Annotated in this window: 24 protein-coding genes and 1 pseudogene; 16 read left to right on the forward strand and 9 right to left on the reverse strand. The window is 65.4% G+C overall.

The window, feature by feature from the left end; all coding sequences use genetic code 11:
- Window positions 1-948 carry a tetratricopeptide repeat protein gene (locus G9Q80_RS09960; protein ID WP_088715010.1) on the reverse strand — a complete coding sequence of 316 codons (948 nt, stop codon included), beginning with the start codon at window positions 946-948 and terminating at the stop codon, window positions 1-3.
- A gap of 198 nt (window positions 949-1,146) precedes the next feature.
- Between G9Q80_RS09960 and G9Q80_RS09965 the strand changes: the two genes are divergently transcribed.
- Entirely contained in the window at window positions 1,147-1,599 is a 453-nt protein-coding gene (locus G9Q80_RS09965; protein WP_043139783.1) for a c-type cytochrome, read from the forward strand.
- 6 nt (window positions 1,600-1,605) lie between these two features.
- A complete protein-coding gene (locus G9Q80_RS09970; RefSeq protein WP_043139786.1) occupies window positions 1,606-2,484 on the forward strand; it encodes a cytochrome c in 879 nt (292 codons plus the stop codon).
- A 309-nt stretch (window positions 2,485-2,793) separates the two neighbouring features.
- Here the strand turns inward: G9Q80_RS09970 and lipA are convergent, their stop codons facing one another.
- Both lipA and G9Q80_RS09980 read right to left on the reverse strand, forming a co-directional pair.
- Window positions 2,794-3,741, reverse strand: a complete 948-nt coding sequence (lipA, locus tag G9Q80_RS09975; RefSeq protein ID WP_088715012.1) for a lipoyl synthase — start codon at window positions 3,739-3,741, stop codon at window positions 2,794-2,796.
- Between the two features lie 224 nt (window positions 3,742-3,965).
- Window positions 3,966-5,080, reverse strand: a pseudogene (locus tag G9Q80_RS09980) (DUF6456 domain-containing protein).
- Between the two features lie 237 nt (window positions 5,081-5,317).
- Between G9Q80_RS09980 and G9Q80_RS09985 the strand changes: the two are divergent.
- The gene (locus G9Q80_RS09985; protein WP_043139790.1) at window positions 5,318-5,605 is read left to right on the forward strand and encodes a DUF6477 family protein; all 288 of its coding nucleotides are present in this window, start codon (window positions 5,318-5,320) and stop codon (window positions 5,603-5,605) included.
- A gap of 28 nt (window positions 5,606-5,633) precedes the next feature.
- Here the strand turns inward: G9Q80_RS09985 and G9Q80_RS09990 are convergent, their stop codons facing one another.
- Window positions 5,634-7,178 (reverse strand): trimethylamine methyltransferase family protein, encoded by a 1,545-nt coding sequence (locus tag G9Q80_RS09990; protein WP_069209844.1) that lies wholly within the window; start codon window positions 7,176-7,178, stop codon window positions 5,634-5,636.
- Window positions 7,179-7,545: 367 nt separating this feature from the next.
- Here G9Q80_RS09990 and G9Q80_RS09995 point away from each other — a divergent pair, with 367 nt between their 5' ends.
- Window positions 7,546-8,796: an OmpP1/FadL family transporter gene (locus tag G9Q80_RS09995; protein ID WP_157903821.1), complete on the forward strand. Its 1,251-nt coding sequence runs from the start codon at window positions 7,546-7,548 to the stop codon at window positions 8,794-8,796.
- A gap of 16 nt (window positions 8,797-8,812) precedes the next feature.
- Here the strand turns inward: G9Q80_RS09995 and G9Q80_RS10000 are convergent, their stop codons facing one another.
- Both G9Q80_RS10000 and G9Q80_RS10005 read right to left on the reverse strand, forming a co-directional pair.
- On the reverse strand, window positions 8,813-9,124 hold the full coding sequence (locus tag G9Q80_RS10000) for a Lin0512 family protein (protein WP_083242334.1): 312 nt from the start codon (window positions 9,122-9,124) through the stop codon (window positions 8,813-8,815).
- Window positions 9,121-9,462 carry a Lin0512 family protein gene (locus G9Q80_RS10005; protein WP_043139799.1) on the reverse strand — a complete coding sequence of 114 codons (342 nt, stop codon included), beginning with the start codon at window positions 9,460-9,462 and terminating at the stop codon, window positions 9,121-9,123. The genes G9Q80_RS10000 and G9Q80_RS10005 overlap by 4 nt, the downstream gene beginning before the upstream one ends.
- A 135-nt stretch (window positions 9,463-9,597) precedes the next feature.
- Between G9Q80_RS10005 and G9Q80_RS10010 the strand changes: the two genes are divergently transcribed.
- On the forward strand, window positions 9,598-10,296 hold the full coding sequence (locus tag G9Q80_RS10010) for a DUF2270 domain-containing protein (RefSeq protein ID WP_052244384.1): 699 nt from the start codon (window positions 9,598-9,600) through the stop codon (window positions 10,294-10,296).
- A 78-nt stretch (window positions 10,297-10,374) separates the two neighbouring features.
- Here the strand turns inward: G9Q80_RS10010 and G9Q80_RS10015 are convergent, their stop codons facing one another.
- Window positions 10,375-10,554, reverse strand: a complete 180-nt coding sequence (locus G9Q80_RS10015) for a hypothetical protein (protein WP_043139801.1) — start codon at window positions 10,552-10,554, stop codon at window positions 10,375-10,377.
- A gap of 160 nt (window positions 10,555-10,714) precedes the next feature.
- Here G9Q80_RS10015 and G9Q80_RS10020 point away from each other — a divergent pair, with 160 nt between their 5' ends.
- From G9Q80_RS10020 to G9Q80_RS10040, 5 genes are all read left to right on the forward strand, one after another.
- Window positions 10,715-11,890, forward strand: a complete 1,176-nt coding sequence (locus tag G9Q80_RS10020) for an alpha/beta hydrolase (RefSeq protein ID WP_168246453.1) — start codon at window positions 10,715-10,717, stop codon at window positions 11,888-11,890.
- A 42-nt stretch (window positions 11,891-11,932) separates the two neighbouring features.
- Complete coding sequence (guaA, locus tag G9Q80_RS10025; protein ID WP_043140068.1) at window positions 11,933-13,501, forward strand: glutamine-hydrolyzing GMP synthase; 1,569 nt, start codon at window positions 11,933-11,935, stop codon at window positions 13,499-13,501.
- Window positions 13,498-14,139, forward strand: a complete 642-nt coding sequence (locus tag G9Q80_RS10030) for a YdcF family protein (protein ID WP_088715015.1) — start codon at window positions 13,498-13,500, stop codon at window positions 14,137-14,139. Before guaA ends, G9Q80_RS10030 begins: the two co-directional genes overlap by 4 nt.
- Window positions 14,140-14,264: 125 nt before the next feature.
- Entirely contained in the window at window positions 14,265-15,278 is a 1,014-nt protein-coding gene (gene bmt / locus G9Q80_RS10035; RefSeq protein WP_088715016.1) for a betaine--homocysteine S-methyltransferase, read from the forward strand.
- Window positions 15,279-15,399: 121 nt separating this feature from the next.
- Complete coding sequence (locus G9Q80_RS10040) at window positions 15,400-15,621, forward strand: hypothetical protein (protein ID WP_133065634.1); 222 nt, start codon at window positions 15,400-15,402, stop codon at window positions 15,619-15,621.
- A gap of 7 nt (window positions 15,622-15,628) precedes the next feature.
- Here the strand turns inward: G9Q80_RS10040 and G9Q80_RS10045 are convergent, their stop codons facing one another.
- Window positions 15,629-16,564, reverse strand: coding sequence for a LysR substrate-binding domain-containing protein (locus tag G9Q80_RS10045; RefSeq protein ID WP_088715017.1), 936 nt, complete (start codon window positions 16,562-16,564; stop codon window positions 15,629-15,631).
- A gap of 115 nt (window positions 16,565-16,679) precedes the next feature.
- On the opposite strand from G9Q80_RS10045, the gene G9Q80_RS10050 reads away from it, so the two are divergent.
- The gene (locus G9Q80_RS10050; protein ID WP_088715018.1) at window positions 16,680-16,952 is read left to right on the forward strand and encodes a DUF4242 domain-containing protein; all 273 of its coding nucleotides are present in this window, start codon (window positions 16,680-16,682) and stop codon (window positions 16,950-16,952) included.
- Here G9Q80_RS10050 and G9Q80_RS10055 read toward each other — a convergent pair.
- A complete protein-coding gene (locus tag G9Q80_RS10055; protein WP_088715019.1) occupies window positions 16,949-18,034 on the reverse strand; it encodes a PA0069 family radical SAM protein in 1,086 nt (361 codons plus the stop codon). The genes G9Q80_RS10050 and G9Q80_RS10055 overlap by 4 nt on opposite strands.
- Window positions 18,035-18,207: 173 nt before the next feature.
- Between G9Q80_RS10055 and G9Q80_RS10060 the strand changes: the two genes are divergently transcribed.
- From G9Q80_RS10060 to G9Q80_RS10080, 5 genes are all read left to right on the forward strand, one after another.
- Window positions 18,208-18,912, forward strand: a complete 705-nt coding sequence (locus G9Q80_RS10060; RefSeq protein ID WP_074620336.1) for a corrinoid protein — start codon at window positions 18,208-18,210, stop codon at window positions 18,910-18,912.
- Between the two features lie 89 nt (window positions 18,913-19,001).
- Entirely contained in the window at window positions 19,002-19,217 is a 216-nt protein-coding gene (locus tag G9Q80_RS10065) for a hypothetical protein (protein WP_069209853.1), read from the forward strand.
- Window positions 19,217-19,534 carry a YbjQ family protein gene (locus G9Q80_RS10070; protein WP_043139820.1) on the forward strand — a complete coding sequence of 106 codons (318 nt, stop codon included), beginning with the start codon at window positions 19,217-19,219 and terminating at the stop codon, window positions 19,532-19,534. Before G9Q80_RS10065 ends, G9Q80_RS10070 begins: the two co-directional genes overlap by 1 nt.
- Before the next feature lie 93 nt (window positions 19,535-19,627).
- The gene (locus G9Q80_RS10075; protein WP_162846260.1) at window positions 19,628-19,801 is read left to right on the forward strand and encodes a hypothetical protein; all 174 of its coding nucleotides are present in this window, start codon (window positions 19,628-19,630) and stop codon (window positions 19,799-19,801) included.
- Window positions 19,782-20,447: a DUF1638 domain-containing protein gene (locus tag G9Q80_RS10080; RefSeq protein WP_088715020.1), complete on the forward strand. Its 666-nt coding sequence runs from the start codon at window positions 19,782-19,784 to the stop codon at window positions 20,445-20,447. The genes G9Q80_RS10075 and G9Q80_RS10080 overlap by 20 nt, the downstream gene beginning before the upstream one ends.

Genomic DNA, 20,447 nt, shown 5'->3' on the forward strand with positions numbered 1-20,447 from the left:
TCAGCGCGCCTTGAGGCTCTCGGCAAAGGCCCGCGCCGTGGCGCGCCGGGTCTCGTCGAACCCCTCGGCGATCTCCTCGCAGTCGGCGACGGCATCCCCCTCTTCCAGGCTGTGCCCCCAGTCGAGGCCCAGCAGGCAATAGCCGTAGCCCTTGACCGGATCGTGCCAGAATCCCTCGTAATCCTCCCAGGCGACGAACAGGCCCAGTTCGAAGGCCGCCTTGGCCACGCCCTTTTCTACGCCCATGCGATAGAGAAGGTAGGATTTCAGCAGGTCCTGCGCGATGCCATCGTTGCCCTCGTACAGCCAGGCGAGGTCGGGAATCGATTTCGTGTCGCCCGCCGCCACCGCGCGTTCCAGGTAGAGGCGGCTGAGGTCCACATCCCGCGCCACGCCATTGCCGTGGTAATAGGCATAGCCGACCTCGCGCAGCCCGTTGAAGGTGCCGGCATCCGCCCCCTTGCGGTACATCTCCAGCGCCATGACCTTGTCCGCCTCGACGCCGCGACCGTGGAAATACATGTCACCCAGCAGGTTCCAGCCCTGCGGATAGTCCAGCGCGATCGCCTCTTCGGCCAGGGCGCGGGTCTTGTCATAGTCGATGCCGAAGCCGTCGTGATCGTTCTGCCAGAACAACGCCATGTTGAAATGTGCCCGGGCAAATCCCTGTTCGGCGGCACGCCGGTACCAGTCCAGCCCGGCCGCCGGATCATAGGCCAGCCCCCTGCTGCCGTCCTTTTCGGTCAGGCTGGCGCCCAGGATGTTCTGCGCCACCGGGTCGCCCGCCTCTGCCGCGGCGCGCACGGTATCCCAGATCCCCTCGTAGCGCCCGTTCAGCCAGGCGTCGCGCGCTTCGGCCAGGGCTGGAGAAATTTCCCGGTCAAGGGCGCCCTGGGCGGATGCGGCCAGCGGCCAGAGCGCGATCAGCGCGGCAAGGAAACGGGACATGGCAAAGGACTCCGTGAAAAAAGACGTTATCTGCAGCAAGGATAGTCAGGCGGTTGTCCGCCGGTCAAACGCCAAGGATGCTGCGCGAGCTTGCAGATCACACCTGCGCGAGAGCACATGGTATCCGGCAGGCAAGAATGTGATTGTCACATTGGCCTGCGATATTATGCTGCAGGTATTCAACACAGGGAGATACCCATGAAAACTCCATTTGCCGCACTGGCGCTTCTGGCCGTTCTAGGCACCCCCGCCCTCGCACAGGACCTTCCGCAGCCGGTCAAGGCACGCCAGGGCCAGTTCAACATCATGGCGCTGAACCTGGGCGTCCTGGGGGGAATGGCGCGCGGCACGGTCGAGTATGACGCCGAGGCGGCACAGGCCGCAGCCGATTCGCTGGTGGCCGTGTCGTCGCTGTCGCAGGGCGCCATGTGGCCGGACGGCACCGACGACGGATCGATCGCCGGCACCCGCGCCAAGGCCGACATCTGGGGCAACATGGACGACTTCGCGTCCAAGTGGGCCGACTTCGGCGAAGCCGCCACCGCGATGGCAGCCGCCGCCGGCACTGGCCGCGATGCACTGGGCCCGAACATGGGCGCGCTCGGCAATGCCTGCAAGGCCTGCCACGACACCTATCGCGCGCCCGAGTAAGCCGCGGTGCGCAGCTTTCTGAAACTTCTGGTCCTGGCGGCGATTGTCGGCGCCGGGATCGGCCTGTGGGTGACAGCCCCCAACCGCGTGGACGCGGCCCGTTTCGACGGGCTGACCGGCGATGCCGCGCGCGGCGAGACGGTGTTCACCGCGGCGGGCTGTGCCTCGTGCCACCATGCCAAGGGGTCCGAGGACAAGCTGCTGCTGACTGGCGGAATGGAATTCGTGTCGGATTTCGGCACCTTCTATGCCCCAAACATCTCGCCCCATCCCGAGGCGGGCATCGGCGGCTGGAGCTTCGAGGATTTCGCCAATGCGGTGACGCGCGGCGTGTCCCCGGAAGGTCAGCACTATTACCCTGCCTTCCCCTATACCGCCTACACCAAGATGCAGGACCAGGACCTGAGCGATCTCTGGGCCTACATGCAGACGCTGGACCCCAGCGACGTGGCCAGCAAGCCGCATGACGTGGGTTTTCCCTTCAACATCCGCCGCTCCGTCGGCGGCTGGAAGTTCCTCTTCATGTCGGATGACTACGTGATCGAGGCCGCGGACAACGAGCGTGGCCGCTATCTCGTGGAAACGCTGGCCCACTGTGCCGAATGCCACACCCCGCGCAACCCGCTGGGGGCGCTGGACAAGGCCCGGTGGATGGGCGGCGCGCCGAACCCCTCGGGGAGCGGTACCATCCCCGCGCTGACACCGGACAAGCTGGACTGGTCCGCAGCCGACGTGGCCTATTACCTCGAATCGGGCTTCACCCCGAGTTTCGACGCGGTGGGGGGCCACATGGCCGAGGTGGTCGAAAACTTCGCCGCTCTTCCGGCAGAAGACCGCGAGGCGGTGGCCGCCTACATCAAGGCCCTGCCGCCCCTGGACGAATGACCCCGGTCAATTGATCCCGGGCTGAACCCGCGCGCCGGGTTCAGCCGCCTTCCCCGCCTTTCCCAAACGCATCAGCCACCGCGCCGCGGGGATGCAGCTATTGTGCTTGGGGAGGGCGCGCCGGCCTGTCAGGGCGCGAAACAGGCGAGGGAGGAAACCGGGGAGAAAGCCGGCTTTCACTTTGGTGAGTCCCGAGCCGAGCGACACCTGCCAAATGGCGTGCAAAGAAACGAAAGCGTCAGGCATCCAAGGGCGGATTCAGCCTGCAGCAGCAGGCCTTTGGAGCACGCCCCGGTCACGCCCAGTGCCTCAGTTGGCGAGGCGCGCCTCGCGGGCCGCGCGCAGCCGCGCGAAATCGTCCCCGGCATGATAAGAGGATCGCGTCAGCGGCGTCGCGGACACCATGAGGAAGCCCTTGCCATAGGCGGATTTCTCGTAGTTGGCGAATTCCTCGGGGGTCACGAAACGGTCGACGCGGTGGTGTTTGGGCGTGGGCTGCAGGTATTGGCCGATGGTCAGGAAATCCACGTCCGCCGCGCGCATGTCATCCATGATCTGCGTGACCGCCTGCCGGTCCTCGCCCAGGCCCACCATGATGCCCGACTTTGTAAAGATCGTCGGGTCGATCTCCTTGACCCGCTGCAACAGGCGTAAGCTGTGGAAATAGCGCGCGCCGGGACGCACGGTCGGATAGAGGCCGGGCACGGTTTCCAGGTTGTGGTTGAAGACGTCGGGCCGCGCGGCCACCACGATCTCCAGCGCCTCTGGGCCGCATTTCAGGAAATCCGGCGTCAGGATCTCGATCGTTGTGCCGGGGGCCCGGTGGCGCACGGCGCGGATCGTCTGGGCAAAATGCTCGGCCCCGCCATCGTCCAGGTCGTCGCGGTCGACCGAGGTGATAACGACGTGGTTCAGGCCCAGTTTCTGCACCGCATCCGCCACGCGGCCCGGCTCGAACACGTCGAGGTCATCGGGCCGCCCGGTGGCGACGTTGCAGAAGGTGCAGCCGCGGGTGCAGATCTCTCCCATGATCATCATGGTGGCGTGGCCCTGGTTCCAGCATTCGCCCGCGTTGGGACAGCCTGCCTCTTCGCAGACGGTGACCAGGTTGTGCTCGCGCATGATCCGGCGCGTCTCGGCATAGCCTTTGCCGCCGGGCGCCTTGACCCGGATCCACTCCGGTTTCTTCGGCTGCGCATTGTCCGGGCGATGTGCCTTCTCCGGGTGGCGTTCGGCGGGCATTTTGAGATCGCGCACGGAAATTTCCCCTCATGTGGCAAGGACCTTACCCTTACTACCGTAATGCAGGGGGCGTTTCCAGAGTACCCGGCCGCAGTCCCTGCGGCCTATCCCCGATGTTAACGATTTCCCCCTGCACCTTTCCCCGGTGTTTCAAAAGCTTAGGCCCCGGAGCGGCGTGATGCCGCCCCGGGGCCATGCAAGAGGTGTCTGTCGGGGTTGCCCTAGGGGCAGAGCTTGCGTCAGCGGATCAGGTCACCGCCCCCCTTGCTGCGCTCCTCGTAGTGGCGGCGCAGACGCTGCAGCGCGATGCGCAGCACGATCTTGCCCGACCGGGCCGACCAGCCCAGCCTTTTTCCGTGGTCTCCAGTCCTTCGAGATAGCAGCAGCAGCGCAGTGCCACGTCCCCAAGGCCGGGGCCCAGGTCGCGCAGTGCCGCCTGCAGGCGGGCCTGCGCGGCTGCGGAGCCGCTGTCCTCCTGCCCGCCGGGGGCCGTGACAACACCGGCGGTCAGGAACTGGTCCCAGTTCTGCGCCGTGCGCGGCCCCATCTGGGCCAGCTCGAAATCCTCTCGCAGACGTTCGCCTGCGGCGATGAGTTCGTCGGACAGGAAGGGTTCGCCATCCTTGCTCCGGCGGCGCCCCAGGGCGGTCAGCGGGCTTTCGGCCAGCATGTAGCGCCCCTTGCGGGCACGCGGATCGCGCTCGACCTCGTCCAGCGCAGCCTCTGCGTCGCGCCCGGTCTCGAACCCGGCCTGGGCCTCGGCAAAGCCGCGCACACGGCTTTCCTGTTCGGCGACAAGGCGGTTGAGCGCCGCGCGCCCCGCCGAGGTGATGCGATAGCGAGAGATCCGCCCCGGCGCATCGCAGCCGATCCAGTCCTTGAGCGCCATCGCCTGGGCAACGGCAACATCCACCACGGCGGTGCGCGTGCTGCCGCCATCGCCGGTGTCGCGCACGACCACGGCCTTGTCCATCTCGACCGCAACGGCCAGCACTGCGCCGCTTTCGCACAATCGGCGCAGCACGCGCCGTGCCTCGCGGGCGAGCGTGGCCTCGTCCGGCGGCGTGGGTGTCATGGCAGCGTTCATCGGGTCCGTGTCCTTTCTGGTCTCTTGTGCCGGATCCGTTTCCCCGGCAGCCCCCAGGTTGCACAAAGCCGCATCAACCAAAGGATCGTCCCTGCGGGTCTCGATCCTGCGCACCTGTCGCAGGACGGTCGACGCGTGGCACCCAGCTTGCCGCGCGAGTTCCCGGATCGAGCACCCCTGTTCGGTATGCGCAAGGTAGACGCGCGCCGCATCGGGCACCCAGTTCGGCAGATGATCCGCCGGGATGTCGAGCCGCGCGTCACGCATGGGCGCATACTGAAAGAGGGGTAATTTCCACAGACTTATCCCCAGTGGCAACTTGAGCAACCTAAACGTGTGTTCCTTACTGGACCGTTAACAGAACACCGCAAAAGTGATTGTTTATAAGAAAGTTAAACTAGTTCTGAACTCTGCGTTCGGACCGTACGCCCCGCACGCAACACTCGCCAAAGCTGTGCATAGTCAGCCGGTATTCGCATGACGCGAACTGCATGGAGCGAGACGATGAAAGACATTCTTGGTTTGCTGAACGACCTGCGCCGCCCGCGGCTGCTGATCCGCGCGGCGCGCATCGGGGCGCAGGACTATCGGCGCAATCCGCACCTCAACCGTCTGCTGGGATATGGCGCCCTGCCCCGCCCCGGCGCCGCGCTGATGCGGCTGGTCGAGATCGAGGCTGAACTGAACGAGCGGCGCCATGCCGATGACGCCGCCTATTCGGTCAGCCGCCATGTCGAGGTGCTGACCGCGATGATGGGCGAAGCCCGTATCCTGCGCGAGGCGGCCTACTGAGGCCGCCCGCAATCTTTCAGCCCGACCCTCAGGAGAAGGCGTCGGGCATCGAGGCCTTGCGCTCTGCCACGTAGGCGTTGAGCGCCTCGTTGATCGAGGGATCGAGCATCGGCTGCTGGTAGGTATCCAGAAGCTTCTGCACCCGGGCGGTCGCAAGGGCGACGGTGTCGCGGGCGCCTTCCTCGGACCAGGTTTCGTAGGGTTTGTAGTCGAAGACCTCGGAGCGCCAGAAGGCGGTCTTGAAGTTGGCCTGCGTATGCGCGCAGCCCAGGTAGTGACCGCCCGGACCGACCTCGCGGATCGCATCCATCGCCAGCGTGTCCTCGTTCACCGTCACCCCCTGCGCCATCTTGTGCAGCGTGCCCAGCTGGTCGGCATCCATCACGAACTTCTCGAACGAGGCGACTAGCCCGCCTTCGAGCCAGCCGCAGGAATGCAGCATGAAGTTCACGCCGGACAAGAGGCCCATGTTCAGCGAATTCGCCGTCTCGTAGGCGGCCTGTGCATCGGGCAGTTTCGAGCCGCAGAACGACCCGGCCGACCGGAACGGCAGCCCCAGGCGCCGCGCCAGCTGCCCGGCGCCATAAGTGACCTGCGACGCTTCCGGCGTACCGAAGGTCGGCGCGCCCGAGTTCATGTCGATGGACGTCACGAAGGCGCCCATGATGACCGGCGCGCCGGGACGTACCAGCTGCGAATAGGCCACGCCCGCCAGCGTTTCCGCCAGCACCTGCACCAGCGTGCCCGCGACCGAAACCGGCGCCATCGCACCGCCCACGATGAACGGAGAGATGATGCAGGCCTGGTTGTTGGCCGCGTAGATTTCCAGCGCGCCCATCATCACGTCGTCGAAAGTCAGCGGCGAGTTGATGTTGATGAGCGAGGTCATCACCGTGTTTTCCTGCACGAACTCCTTGCCGAACAGGATGCCTGCCATGTCCACACTGTCCTGCGCGCGGCTGGGTTCGGTCACGGACCCCATGAAGGGCTTGTCCGACAGGGTCATATGCGCCAGCAGCATGTCCAGGTGACGCTTGTTCACAGGCACGTCGGTGGGTTCGCAGACGGTGCCGCCGGAATGGTGCAGCCATTTGCACATCTGGCCCAGCTTCACGAACTTGCGGAAATCCTCGATCGTGGCGTAGCGGCGGCCGCCGTCGGCGTCGCGCACGAAGGGCGGGCCGTAAACCGGGGCTAGCACCAGGCTGTTGCCGCCGATCTCGACGGATTTGGCCGGGTTGCGGGCGTGCTGGGTAAACCGCGACGGTGCGGTCTTGACCAGCTCGCGGGCAAGGCCGCGCGGAATGCGCACGCGCTCGCCGTCGATATTGGCGCCAGCGGCCCGCCAACGCTCCAGCGCCGCGGGGTTCTGTACGAAGTTGACGCCGACTTCTTCGAGCACCGTTTCGGCGTGCTCTTCGATCATCTCCAGAGCGGCTTCGTCCAGCAGCTCCATGTTGGGGATGTTTCGCTCGATGTAACGAGCGGTCTCCACCTGGACCGAGGTCCGTTCCGCGCGGCGTGCGGCACCGCCGCCACCTCTGGACCGTTTGCGCGCTGCTGCTTCTGCCATCTGTTTCAGCCCTCGTCTGCGGGAGCGGAGCCGTCATCGGCCCGCCGGATCATTCCCCGTTCTAACGCTTCGCGCAGGGGGTCCATCGGTCTTTTCCGGCAGGTGCGGGGAAAAAGCGACATTCCTCCACCGGTCTTTGCCATGCGGGCGGCCCCTTGCCCCTGCCCGCCGGGAATCGGACCGCTGGAGGGACGATCCCGATTTGATGACCCGGAGAATAATATTTGGTGACAAGTTACATTCCGAATGCTTAATATCAAAATTACGGAATACAAAATCCGGCCTGCAACGACGGGGCGGACAAACCAAATCCAAAGCAGGCCGGACAGCGGTCGCTGACAAGGGAGGGACACCCGGGATGGTGCTCATGAAACTGCGCGGCCTCACGGCCGGCGCACTGGTTCTCTGCGGGTTGGGCACAGGCCCGGCAGAAGCCACGAACGGCTATTTCGCAAACGGATTCGGAGGCGCCTCCAAAGGGATGGCCGGGGCTGGTGTCGCGGTGCCTTCGGGCGTCCTTGGCCTGGCGCAGAACCCTGCGATGGGCCACAAGGTCGGCAACATGGCCGGTCTATGCCTGACAAGCTTTCTACCCGACCGCTCGGTCGAGATCGCGCCGGGCGGCCCACTGACCCCCGGCACCCACAAAAGCCGAAACGACTATTTCCTGATCCCCTGCGGCGGCGCAAACTGGGTGCTGAACGACCGACTGACCTTCGGCGCATTTCTGTTTGGGAACGGGGGGATGAACACCGAGTACGGGACAAACTTCTTTGCCGGGTTCGGCGCCGGATCCGAACCGCTGGGGGTAAACCTCGAACAGGCCTTCATCAGCCTCAACCTGTCCTACAAACTGTCCGACCAGGTGACGGTTGGCGTCTCGCCGATCCTGGCGGTGCAGCGGTTCAGTGCCACGGGGCTGGAGGCGTTTTCCTTCATGTCGACCGCGCCGGGCAATGTCACCAACCGAGGCGACGACTGGTCCCACGGATGGGGCGCGAACCTGGGCATCCTCTGGGAACCGGGCAACGGGCTGGCGTTCGGCGCCTCCTACCGGACGCGAATCGAGATGCAGAAGTTCGACAAGTATGCTGGACTTTTCGCCGAACAAGGCGGTTTCGACATCCCCGCCTCGGCCACCATCGGCCTGGCCTACACGCCGCAAACCGCGCCGAAATGGACCTTTACGGGCGAATATCAGCGCATTTTCTACGGCGACATTCCGGCCATCTCGAACCCGAATGCACCGCCGCAAGGGCCGCTGGGGGCCGACAACGGGATCGGATTCGGCTGGACGGACATGGACATCTGGCGCCTCGCTGCCATCTATCGGCACAATGAGACATGGACCTTTCGCGGCGGGATCAGCCATGCCAGCGCCTTCGCCGAAGGCAAGAACGCGGTCATGAACAGCCTGACCCCGGCCACGCCGCAATGGCATGCCTCGCTGGGCGCCTCGTACCGGATCAACGACCGCTGGGGCGTCACCGGGTCCTGGACACATGCCTTTGACAACAGCATCAAGGGCACCAACCCGGCGCTGACCGGCGTGCCGCAAGAGGTCCGCGCCCGCATGTCCCAGAACGAGATCGCCCTGGGCCTGACCTACCGCTGGTAGACCGGGTCACCTGCTGTCAGGCCACCGGCCCCAGCGGAAAGACCTCGATCGCCGCGCTGACCATGACCAGCGCGGCGCCCCCCGGTTGCGGCACGGACATTCCGCCGGGCACCACGCGCACCTCGACCTCAGCGGCGCCGAAGGCCCGGTTCACCCCGCTGGTGTCCAGCTCCGCTGCCTCGGGCACGCCCAAGGTGACATGCACCGCGCAATCCACATCCACATGCAGGACCGCACGCGCCTGCGCCGAGGCGATGGCGCGCTCTGCGGCCAGTCCGGCGGTTTCGCCCACGCCCATGCCCATCTGCACGATCAATCGCTGTCTCATGGTGCCACCTCCGCAAAGGAGACGGTCAGCGCGGCCAGCGCCATGACGGTGGGATTGCCCTGCCCTTCGGGACGCGGCACGTCCAGTCCGCCAAAGACCACCTCGATCTGCGCCTCGCCGTAGGGAAAGACCTTTTGCAGTTCAGCCCGGTCCACGAGGTCGGGCTGTTGTACCGCCACGCGCACCGCCAACCGCATCTCTGACTTCTCGCGACCCAGCCATTCGGCGGCGTTGATCGAGGCCTTCCACAACAGATCGCGCAGCGCCCGGGCCGAGGCCTCGGTGTAATCGCCCCGCCTGAGCGAGGTGCCCAGGCCGAATTCCGTCAATACCTGCATGTGCCCTCCATCCCGTCGGTTGCCCCAGAGGAGCCAGACCACCGAGCCGGGGTCAAGCGGCGAAACGGCGATGCGACTTTGACCTCTGCGCAGAGACGCGGCAGAGTGAACGAAAATGGAAAGGAATCCGGCATCATGGGAGGAGAGGCCGCAGCAGAGGCGCCCGAGCTGGAGCGCAAGACGCTGAGTTCATCCGAGATCACCGCAGTTGCCCATCTTTACCGGGGCGAGGTCTATCGCAGCACGATCTGGCGCACCCGGCTGGACACGACAACCAACTGGGCGGTGGTGACGCTGGGCGTCGCGCTGTCGATCTCTTTCTCGGCACCGGGGGCCTCACCCCTGCCGCTGGTGCTGGTGGGTGTCCTGATCCTGCTGTTCCTGATGCTGGAGGCGCGGCGCTACCGCTACTTCAACGTCTGGCGCGCGCGCTGCCGCTGGATGGAACAGCATTTCTACGCCCCCATGCTGGACGATGGCGACCTGCACCTGGAAGAAAACTGGCAGAAGACGCTGGCCGCCGACTACCTGCGGCCCACCTATCACGTCACGTTGATGACCGCCGTGGGACGCCGAATCCGCTCGAACTACCTGTGGATCCTGCTGATCCAGTCACTGGCCTTTGCCGGGAAACTGGCGGTGCATCCGACCCCGGTGAAAACCTGGGACGAGGCGGTGTCTCGCGCCGATGTCGGGCCAGTGGCGGGTGAGGTCCTGATCGTGGCCGGCGTCCTTTATGTCGCCGCAGCGGCGGGCATGGCGCTCTGGTCCTGGCAGTCGGACGTGAAGCGGGGCCGGCAGCGCGGGCGCGTCAAATCTCATTCGATGGGCTGAACAAGGTGCCCCACGCACCGGAGAAGGGACATCCCCTTTTCGGCACGCGGGGCCGGGCCTGACGGCTGGCCGGGCGCGTCAGGCCGGGACACCACCAAACAACCGGGCAAAGCCACGGCGACGGTGGGGTTTGGCGGGTTCAGGCGAAAACATGGCATGGGCCGCCTGCGAGCGCATGTGGCGACCGCGCGCCATGTAATAGGCCGTGTCGATGGAACCGTCGGGGCGGGTGCGGATCTTGGTGTCCTGCTGGGTCATTGTCTGTCTCCGGGTCTGGGATGGCATGACCTCATCTGACCTGATCACGGCCCGCCGCGCTTGAAGACGGTCTTGTCCTTGTCTTGTGAAATCCTTGTCATTCCCCCTGCCCTTGCGAAAACCTTTGCCAATGGCGCCGGGATTGCCGGAAACTGGTCGCATGATCCTGAGATTCAACAACTGCGCGCTCGACCTTGACCGCCGGACATTGGTCCGGGGCACGCAGGAAGTGCACCTGGAGCCGCAGGTCTTTGACCTGCTGGCGCATATGGCACAGTCCGGCGGAAGAGTGGTGTCCAAGGACAAGCTGGTCGAGGTGGTCTGGAAAGGCCTTGCCGTCTCGGATGCGACCATCGCGGCACGGATCAGCGCAGCGCGGGCAGCCGTGGGCGATTCCGGCAAGGAACAGGGCGTTCTGCGCACGATCCCACGGCGCGGCCTGTCCTTTGTGGCCGAATTGCGGGACGTCCCCTTGGCCGCGCATCCTCCCACGACCACCCCGACCGAGGTCGCCTATGCCCTGTCGCAGGACGGCAGCGCCATCGCCTGGAGCATGACCGGCGACGGCCCGCCCCTGATGCGAATCGGGCATTGGCTGTCGCACCTCGAACTGGACCGGGGCGGCACCGTCTGGGGACCGCTGATCGACCGTCTGTCACAGCGCCACCAGCTTTTGCGGTATGACCTGCGCGGCACCGGACTGTCGGCGCGGGATGCGCCGCTGACCGGCATCGACGTCTTTGCCGAGGACATGGCGGCGGTGGCCGATGCCGCCGGGTTCGACCATTTCGACCTCTTCGCCGCCTCGCAGGCCGCGCCGGTTGCCATCCGCTTCGCCGCGCGCTGGCCCGACAGGGTGCGGCGCATGGTGATCGTCGGCGGCTACGTTCAAGGCCGCGTGCATCGCGCCGCCGGGACCGAAGACGTGGACGAAGAGACCATCCTCGCCATGATCCGGGCAGGCTGGGGCAAGGCCGACAGCCCTTTCATGCAGGCCTTTTCCACGCTCTTCGCACCGGACGCCACGCGTGAACAGCGTGACGAACTGGTGCGGATGCAACTGTCCAGCGCCAGCCCCGAGACCGCCGTCACCCTGCGCCAGGTCATCGACCGTTTCGACGTGACCGAGGACCTGTCCCGCGTCGACGTCCCCGCGCTGATCTTTCATGCCGAACAGGATGCCATCCACCCCCTCAGCCAGGGCTTGAAACTGGCCGCGCATCTGAAAGGGGCGCAATTCGTCCGGCTGGACAGCCGCAGCCACATGCTCTTGCCGCAGGACCCGGCGTGGGAACAGGTCCTTACCCGGACAGAGGCCTTTCTGTCCGAAGGCTGACAGCGCGATTGCACTTTTCCGCGGCCCTGCCTAATGGAAGGCATGACCGAGACCCAGCACGACCGCCTCCTCATCATCGACTTCGGCAGCCAGGTGACGCAGCTGATCGCGCGCCGCCTGCGCGAGCTGAATGTCTATTGCGAAATCCACCCTTACCAGAACGTCACCGAAGCCTTCCTGGCCGACTTCGCGCCGAAAGCGGTGATCTTCTCGGGCGGGCCCGATTCGGTGACCCGAGAGGGCAGCCCGCGCCCGCCGAAAGGCGTCTATGACCTGGGCGTGCCGATCCTGGGCATCTGCTATGGCCAGCAGGTCATGATGCAGGATCTGGGCGGCAAGGTCGTGGCCGGCGAAGGCACCGCCGAGTTCGGTCGCGCCTATGTCGTTCCCGGCGAAACCCGGATCGACATGCTGAACGGCTGGTTCATGGATGGCTCGGGCCGCGAGCAGGTCTGGATGAGCCACGGAGACCACGTCTCGGAAATCGCGCCGGGCTTTGCGGTCTACGGCACCTCGCCGGGGGCGCCCTTTGCGATCACGGCGGATGTCGCGCGCAATTTCTACGCGGTGCAGTTCCACCCCGAGGTGCACCACACGCCCAACGGCAAGACCCTGTACGAGAATTTCGTACGCGCCGCCGGTTTCAAGGGCGACTGGACCATGGGCGCCTACCGCGAAGAGGCCATCGCCAAGATCCGCGAACAGGTGGGTGACGCCAAGGTGATCTGCGCGCTGTCGGGCGGTGTCGACAGTTCGGTCGCGGCGGCGTTGCTGCACGAGGCGATTGGCGAGCAGCTGACCTGCGTCTTTGTCGACCACGGGTTGCTGCGCCTGCACGAGGCAGAGGAAGTCGTGGGCATGTTCCGCGACCACATGAACCTGCAGGTGATCCACGCGCAGGAACAGGACCTGTTCCTGGGTGAGCTGGAGGGCGTCAGCGACCCCGAGGTCAAGCGCAAGACCATCGGCAAGCTCTTTATCGACGTGTTCCAGAAATACGCCGACCAGATCGACGGCGCCGAGTACCTGGCGCAGGGCACGCTGTATCCGGACGTGATCGAAAGCGTGTCGTTCAGCGGCGGACCCTCCGTGACGATCAAATCGCACCACAACGTCGGTGGCCTGCCGGAAAAGATGGGGCTGAAACTGGTCGAACCGCTGCGCGAACTGTTCAAGGACGAGGTGCGCGCGCTGGGGCATGAGCTGGGCCTGCCCGCCTCCTTCATCGGCCGCCACCCCTTCCCCGGCCCCGGTCTGGCGATCCGCTGCCCCGGAGAGATCACCCGCGAAAAGCTGGAGATCCTGCGCAAGGCGGATGCGATCTATATCGACCAGATCCGCAAGCACGGCCTTTACGACGAGATCTGGCAGGCCTTCGTGGCGATCCTGCCGGTCCGCACCGTGGGCGTGATGGGCGACGGGCGCACCTATGACTATGCCTGCGCCCTGCGCGCGGTCACATCGGTTGACGGGATGACGGCGGATTACTACCCGTTCAGCCATGAGTTCCTGGGCGAAACCGCCACCCGGATCATTAACGAGGTCAAGGGCATCAACCGCTGCACCTATGACATCACCTCGAAACCCCCGGGCACGATCGAGTGGGAATGACACGACTGCTGCGTTGGCTGGTCCGCGCGGCGGTCATCTATACCCTTGCCTGCGTGGCGCTGACACTGGGCTCGCTGCTGCTGACCCCGGCCTGCAGCAGCGTCGACCGTTCGTATGACATCGCAGTTGTCCTCGGCGGCGGCGACGAACAGCGCAAGGCAGTGCAGGACGCGGAAACAGGCCGCGTCCATTCAGCGGTGCGCCTCTACCAGCGCGGGCTTGTCCAGCACCTGCACCTGACCGGCGGCGGACCCGATGGCCGCAGCAGCAATGCCACCTTGCTGGCCCGCCTTGCCCGGGAAAAAGGCCTGCCAGATACGGCCCTCAGCCTGGAATCCCGTTCGCTGTCGACCTTGCAGAACGCCCTGTTCTCGCGCCCGTCCCTACCACCCGACGCCGACCTGATCGTGGTGACAGAGGCATTTCACGCCTGGCGTGCCAAGGCTTCTTTCTTCTGGGCCGGGCGGCCCGCGGCGATTTGCGCCAGCCCAGAACCCGGCCGGCGCCTGCCCCACCGGGCCCTCTTTCTGGCGCGGGAGGTTGCGGCCTGGGGCGTCAACATCCTGCGCGCCGGGGCGTGGTCGCTGGGCCACGCGATGGGTCTGGAAAACCAACTGCCCGAGGTCCTGCTGATCTGATCGGGCCGACATCTGCCCCTTGGTGTGGCAAACAACCCTCATGACAATGATGATGATTATGAATTTGCCTCCAGTGGGTAGATGTGAAACACGCAAATCAACGACGTCCGGAAAAGGCAAGAACGATGAGCGACGCACTTTCCCGGGCCCTGACACAGCGCGACTGGCTGCTGGCGGACGGGGCGACGGGTACCAACCTCTTCAACATGGGTCTGCAGTCCGGGGATGCCCCCGAATTCTGGAACGAGGATGAACCGGACAAGATCCGCGCGCTTTACCGCGGCGCGGTCGAGGCGGGATCGGATCTTTTCCTGACCAACAGCTTCGGCGCCAATGCCTCGCGGCTGAAGCTGCACGAGGCCGGGCACCGCGCCTATGAACTGTCGAAACTTGCGGCCGAACTGGGCCGCGAGATTGCCGATGCCTCGGGCCGCGAGGTGATCGTCGCGGGCTCTGTCGGTCCGACGGGCGAGATCATGGGCGAGGCCGGAAACCTGACCCACGAACGCGCGGTCGAGATGTTCGAGGAAACCGCCGCTGGCCTCAAGGACGGCGGCGCGGATGTACTCTGGGTCGAGACGATCTCGGCCCCCGAGGAATACAAGGCCGCCGCAGAGGCCTTTACCAACGTGGGCATGCCCTGGTGTGGCACCATGAGTTTCGACACCGCGGGGCGCACGATGATGGGCATGACCTCGGCCGACATGGTCAAGATGGTCGAGGGCCTGCCGAACCCGCCGCTGGGCTTCGGGGCCAACTGCGGCGTCGGCGCGTCTGACCTCTTGCGCACGGTGCTGGGCTTCGCCGCACAGGGCACGGAACGTCCGATCATCGCCAAGGGCAACGCCGGCATTCCGAAATACGTCGACGGTCACATCCACTATGACGGCACGCCCGAGCTGATGGCCGAATACGCTGTCATGGCGCGCGATTCCGGTGCCCGGATCATTGGCGGCTGCTGCGGTACGATGCCCGAACACCTCAAGGCCATGCGCGCGGCCCTGGAAACCCGCGAAAAGGGCCCGCGCCCGACGCTGGAACAGATCACCGGCATGCTGGGTGGGTTCTCGTCCGACAGCGACGGCACGGGCGACGACGGCCCCACCCGCGAGCGCCGGGGACGGCGTCGGCGCGGCTGACCGGACAGTGGCGGATTTCGCGTCCGCCACTTCGATCCGGATCAAGGTCTGGTTAATTCCCATGCCCTACCTTCGTCCCGCCGACCCGGATGGGATTCGGTTGGCAGGTAAGGGGTAAATCATGGCGGATCACAGATGGGTCGCGGATGTTCTGAGCGATCTTGAAAGGTATCTACAGGTCAATGGCGGACAAGCGACAAGGGCAGCACTGCGCGTTGCACGGCGTGTCGCGATGGATGAACTGGGCCTGCACGATGCAGCGTTCGACGCCGAACCTGAACGCGACACAGCCCAGACCCTGGGCCGCTATGGCATGGTCCGGCTGGTCGTCGACAACGGTTAGGACCCGGTCAGACACCGAACAGCACGCGCATCCTGTCACGGTCATCGGCGGCACGGGCGCTGATCCAGTCCCGGAACTTGCGCTGAAACGGACCCAGCGGGCGCTTTTCATACCACAACAGCCGGTGCCAGTACTGCGCCGGGACAACGGCTTCCGCTCCGAAAGGCATGATCAGGGCGCCGCTTTCCACGGAATGCACGACGTCGGACAACCCGCCAAGCACCAGGCCGATCCCGGCCCGGGCAATCCTTGCTCCGCTGCCCTGCAACGCGAACTGCGGCCCGCCGCTGGCGCTGGATATGTCGATGCCGGTGGCACGGCTCCAGCCCTGCCAATCCAGCCAGGCCGCGTCCGAGGTGGGCACGTCGATATGGGCGATCGGCACGGCGCCAAGATCCGTCTGGCCGGGGGACAGTTCGTAGCGGCGGGCGAAATCCGGCGTGCAGACCGGCACCACCCCACTGGGCAACAGGTCGACCGCACCGTAGCCGGGGCCGGGCGGCGCCATGAAGCGGATGGCAAAATGCACATCGGAACTGGCCAGGTCCACCACCTCCCAGCTCGTGTCGATGCGCAGGTCCACGGCACCGACCTGGGCAAAAAGATCCGGCAGATGATGGGGCAGCCAGCTTTCCGCGAAGGTCTGGGTGACGGTCAGCGCCACGCGCCGCTCGACCTGCCCCGAACAGAGCGCGTCCTGGACCGAGGCGATGCTCACGAACCCGCTGCGCAGCGAATGGGCCATGCCAGCCAGATCCTCGACCGGTTCCAAGCCTCCGGGGGTGCGCCGGAACAGCGTCCGGCCCAGCCGTTCTTCCAGCCGGCGTATCTGCGCGCTGACGGCGGCCTGCGTCACGCCCAGCTCTCCGGCTGCGCGCGCCACCGAGCCTTCGCTCAGAACGGCATCCACCGCCCGCCACGCATTGAGATGCGAAAGCGGCATGCTCCCTCGACAACATTCTGTTACCCGTCGGATAGAATAACTCAAATGATCGCAGGACAGAACTGCGCTCTACTGGGGATGAGACAACAAAGTCTTGTCCACCAGGGAGGCCCAGATGAAGACCTATCTGATCGAACGCAACATTCCCGGCGCCGGGTCCATGACGCAGGACGAACTGTGCGGCGCGGCCAGCGCATCGAATGCCGCCCTGGCGAAACTGTCGCCTCGGGTGCAGTGGAACCATTCCTATGTCGCCGGCGACAAGACCTTCTGCGTCTACCTGGCAGAGGACGAGGATGCGATCCGCGAACACGCACAGTTGAGCGGCTTTCCTGCCGACACGATTACCGAGATCAAGACCCGCATCGACCCGACAACCGCCGGCTAAAACAGGCTCAGTTGGTCGCCCATTCGTGCAGGCGGGGCAAAGAGATCGCAGCGCAGCGCGGGCTGGTCGCGGTCCAGCCCCAGCGCCCGCGCGGCGCGCCGGAAACGGGCGGCCACCAGGTCGGCATAGGGGCCCTCGCCGCGCATGCGGGAAAACCATTTCGAGGAATAGACCTCACCGCCGTGCATGTCGCGCAGGTGGCCCATGATGCGCCCGGCCCGGTCGGGATAGTGTTGATGCAACCAATCCTGCCAGAGGTCGGCCACCTCCAGCGGCAGACGCAGCATGATCCAGCTGGCCGCATCCGCGCCCGCCTCTGCCCCGGCCTCGAGGATCGACTCGAGTTCCGGGTCGGTCAGCGCGGGGATCATGGGCGAGGCCATGATGCGCACCGGGATACCCGCCTCTGTCAGCCGTCGAATCACCTGCAAGCGGCGCTGCGGCCCGGGCGCGCGCGGTTCCATCCGGCGCGACAGGACCGGGTCCAGCGTGGTCACGGATATGCCCACCCGCGCCAGTCCCTGCACCGCCATTTCCGACAGGATGTCGATGTCGCGTTCGATCAGCACACCCTTGGTCACGATGGCCACCGGGTGCCGGAAATCGCGCAGCACCTCAAGGCAGGCACGCATGATGCCCCGGTCCCGCTCGACCGGCTGGTAGGGATCGGTGTTGGTGCCGATGGCCAGCGGCGCAACCTGGTAGCGCCTGCTTCGCAGTTCGCGGGCCAGCACCTCGGGCGCGGCGGGCCGCGCCACAAGCCGTGTCTCGAAATCCAGGCCAGGCGACAGGCCCAGCCAGGCATGGGTTGGCCGCGCGAAACAGTAGATGCAACCGTGTTCGCAGCCCCGGTACGGGTTCAGCGACCTGTCGAAGGGCAGGTCCGGCGACCGGACGTAGGTGATCACCTTGCGCGGCACTTCCTCGCTGACCTCGGTCCGGAACACCCCGCCCTCTTCCGGCAGGTCCCATCCATCATGCGCATCCTCTCGTCGCAGCCGTTCGTAGCGGCCGCAGTCGCGACTCGTCGCGGCGCGGCCGCGGGCGCGTTCGGGATCGACAGGGCGGGATGGGGGTTTCATGCCGACAAGTTAGAACACAACGGGAACACTGGCAAGATTCGCGGCACTTGGGTGTCGCAGGTCGGTCCAGCTTTACCCAATGTCGCAATCCGCCAATTGAAATCTGCAGAAAACGACGAATAGTCGTTCAAACGACGGCATGCGATGCCATGCCAAGCCAAGGGAACCGCGCCATGTCCGATGAAGAAGACGACATCATCCTCTCCGAACTCGATGACGAGGAACTCGTCCAGCAGATGTTCGACGACCTCTACGACGGTCTCAAGGAAGAGATCGAAGAAGGCGTGAACATCCTGCTCGAGCGCGGCTGGGCCCCCTACGACATCCTGACCAAGGCACTGGTGGGCGGCATGACCATCGTCGGCCACGACTTCCGTGACGGCATCCTGTTCGTCCCCGAGGTTCTGCTGGCCGCGAACGCGATGAAGGGCGGCATGGCCATCCTGAAACCGCTGCTGGCCGAAACCGGCGCGCCCAAGCAGGGCAAGATGGTTATCGGCACGGTCAAGGGCGACATCCACGACATCGGCAAGAACCTGGTGTCCATGATGATGGAAGGCGCCGGCTTCGAGGTGGTCGATCTGGGCATCAACAACCCGGTCGAAAACTACATCGAGGCGATCCAGAAGGAAGAGGCCGACATCCTCGGCATGTCCGCCCTGCTGACCACCACCATGCCCTACATGAAGGTGGTGATCGACGCGATGGTCGAACAGGGCATCCGCGACGACTATGTCGTGCTGGTCGGCGGCGCCCCGCTGAACGAGGAATTCGGCAAGGCGATCGGCGCCGACGCCTATTGCCGCGACGCGGCCGTGGCGGTCGAAACCGCCAAGGAATTCATCTCGCGCAAGCACAACCAGATGGCGGCCGGCTGACATAGCTGCCGGTCGATGAGGCGGGGCCCGGGTACCGCCTCTTTTCTTTTGCGCCCCCTGCGGTCAGAATGGATGCAGAGGGGTGTGCCATGAAACTCGACAGGCTCGTACTGATCATCGTCTGCGTCCTGGCCGGCAGCGCCGTGACCTTCTGGCTTGGGATGATGCTTCTGGCCTCGTTCAGCGTTCCCTTCGCATGGCTGGCGCTGCTGCCCGCGGCGCTGGTGGGCTATATCCTCTACCGGGTCATCGCCGAACGGGTCGGCAATGCCGAAGACGACCATTACGACGGGATGAAACACTGATGCTGATCGTCACCACCGAACAGGTCGCCGGGCGCGAAATCACCGCCTCGCTTGGTCTTGTGCGCGGCGCCACCGTGCGGGCAAAACACCTGGGCACGGACATCGTCGCCGCGCTCAAGATGCTCGTCGGCGGAGAATTGACGGGCTATTCCTCGCTGATGGCGGGCGCCCGGGAACAGGCGCTGGACCGCATGGCCGCCGAGGCCGAGGCGCTTGGCGCCGATGCGATCGTATCCATGCGGATGCAGACCTCTGCCATCGCGAAAGGCGCCTCCGAGATCGTCGCTTATGGCACGGCGGTCAAGCTGTCGCAGTAAGCACCACCGCGCGTATTGATGCCTCAAAAGCGCGAATGGGGTTTTTCTTTCGTAACCTTTGGCCCATATTAAACAGTAAGGAAGGAGAGCCCAATGCCCGTGACATCCTTTGCCCTGCTTGTATGCGCCGTGATCGTGGCGGCTGGTCTGACGGTCTGGGCGGTGTCTTCTTTCGGGGTTCTGACGGTGGTGCCGGTCCTGCTGGCGCTTGCACTACTGGCCCGCTGGGCGCTTGCCCATGTCCCCTATGACGACAGCCGCACCTGACGCGCTTTCCGACCGTGCCCTGACAGAGCACGGGTTGCGCCCCGATGGCGAGGGTCGCATCCTTCTGCTGGCCTGCGGTGCGCTCGCCCGAGAGATCCTGGCACTGATCCGGCTGAATGGCTGGGAGCATATGGACCTCGCCTGCCTGCCCGCAATTCTGCACAACCACCCGGAAAAGATCACAGATGCCGTGCGCGCGGCGGTCGACAAGCACCGCCCCAACTACGCGCGTATCTGTGTCGTTTACGCCGATTGCGGCACCGGCGGGCTGTTGCGGGCCGCCTGCGACAAGATGGGGGTCGAGATGGTCCCCGGCCCGCATTGCTATGCCTTCTTCGACGGGCTTGCGGCCTTCGAGGCCCGCGACGAGGTCACCGCCTTCTACCTCACGGATTTCCTTTGCCGCCAGTTCGATGCCTTCGTCTGGAAGCCGCTGGGACTGGACCGCCATCCGCAGCTGCGCGAGATGTATTTCGGCAACTACGAGAAACTGGTCTACCTCGCCCAGACCGAGGATGCCGAGCTGACCGCCCGGGCCGAAGCCTGCGCCGAACGGATGGGCCTTGCCTTTGAGCGGCGCTATACGGGTTACGGCGACCTGGCGCGCGTGCTGGAGGGCTGGGCCGACGCACCGGCCACCGCCTGA

This window comes from Mameliella sp. LZ-28 (assembly GCF_012274245.1).
In the GTDB taxonomy this organism is placed as follows: domain Bacteria; phylum Pseudomonadota; class Alphaproteobacteria; order Rhodobacterales; family Rhodobacteraceae; genus Antarctobacter; species Antarctobacter albus.

Coding starts and splice junctions, on each gene's coding strand:
- G9Q80_RS09960 (WP_088715010.1), bottom strand. CDS start 948: ATGTCCCGTTTCCTTGCCGCGCTGATCGCGCTCTGGCCGCTGGCCGCA.
- G9Q80_RS09965 (WP_043139783.1), top strand. CDS start 1,147: ATGAAAACTCCATTTGCCGCACTGGCGCTTCTGGCCGTTCTAGGCACC.
- G9Q80_RS09985 (WP_043139790.1), top strand. CDS start 5,318: ATGAAAGACATTCTTGGTTTGCTGAACGACCTGCGCCGCCCGCGGCTG.
- G9Q80_RS09990 (WP_069209844.1), bottom strand. CDS start 7,178: ATGGCAGAAGCAGCAGCGCGCAAACGGTCCAGAGGTGGCGGCGGTGCC.
- G9Q80_RS09995 (WP_157903821.1), top strand. CDS start 7,546: ATGAAACTGCGCGGCCTCACGGCCGGCGCACTGGTTCTCTGCGGGTTG.
- G9Q80_RS10000 (WP_083242334.1), bottom strand. CDS start 9,124: ATGAGACAGCGATTGATCGTGCAGATGGGCATGGGCGTGGGCGAAACC.
- G9Q80_RS10005 (WP_043139799.1), bottom strand. CDS start 9,462: ATGCAGGTATTGACGGAATTCGGCCTGGGCACCTCGCTCAGGCGGGGC.
- G9Q80_RS10010 (WP_052244384.1), top strand. CDS start 9,598: ATGGGAGGAGAGGCCGCAGCAGAGGCGCCCGAGCTGGAGCGCAAGACG.
- G9Q80_RS10015 (WP_043139801.1), bottom strand. CDS start 10,554: ATGACCCAGCAGGACACCAAGATCCGCACCCGCCCCGACGGTTCCATC.
- G9Q80_RS10020 (WP_168246453.1), top strand. CDS start 10,715: ATGATCCTGAGATTCAACAACTGCGCGCTCGACCTTGACCGCCGGACA.
- guaA (WP_043140068.1), top strand. CDS start 11,933: ATGACCGAGACCCAGCACGACCGCCTCCTCATCATCGACTTCGGCAGC.
- G9Q80_RS10030 (WP_088715015.1), top strand. CDS start 13,498: ATGACACGACTGCTGCGTTGGCTGGTCCGCGCGGCGGTCATCTATACC.
- bmt (WP_088715016.1), top strand. CDS start 14,265: ATGAGCGACGCACTTTCCCGGGCCCTGACACAGCGCGACTGGCTGCTG.
- G9Q80_RS10040 (WP_133065634.1), top strand. CDS start 15,400: ATGGCGGATCACAGATGGGTCGCGGATGTTCTGAGCGATCTTGAAAGG.
- G9Q80_RS10045 (WP_088715017.1), bottom strand. CDS start 16,564: ATGCCGCTTTCGCATCTCAATGCGTGGCGGGCGGTGGATGCCGTTCTG.
- G9Q80_RS10050 (WP_088715018.1), top strand. CDS start 16,680: ATGAAGACCTATCTGATCGAACGCAACATTCCCGGCGCCGGGTCCATG.
- G9Q80_RS10055 (WP_088715019.1), bottom strand. CDS start 18,034: ATGAAACCCCCATCCCGCCCTGTCGATCCCGAACGCGCCCGCGGCCGC.
- G9Q80_RS10060 (WP_074620336.1), top strand. CDS start 18,208: ATGTCCGATGAAGAAGACGACATCATCCTCTCCGAACTCGATGACGAG.
- G9Q80_RS10065 (WP_069209853.1), top strand. CDS start 19,002: ATGAAACTCGACAGGCTCGTACTGATCATCGTCTGCGTCCTGGCCGGC.
- G9Q80_RS10070 (WP_043139820.1), top strand. CDS start 19,217: ATGCTGATCGTCACCACCGAACAGGTCGCCGGGCGCGAAATCACCGCC.
- G9Q80_RS10075 (WP_162846260.1), top strand. CDS start 19,628: ATGCCCGTGACATCCTTTGCCCTGCTTGTATGCGCCGTGATCGTGGCG.
- G9Q80_RS10080 (WP_088715020.1), top strand. CDS start 19,782: ATGACGACAGCCGCACCTGACGCGCTTTCCGACCGTGCCCTGACAGAG.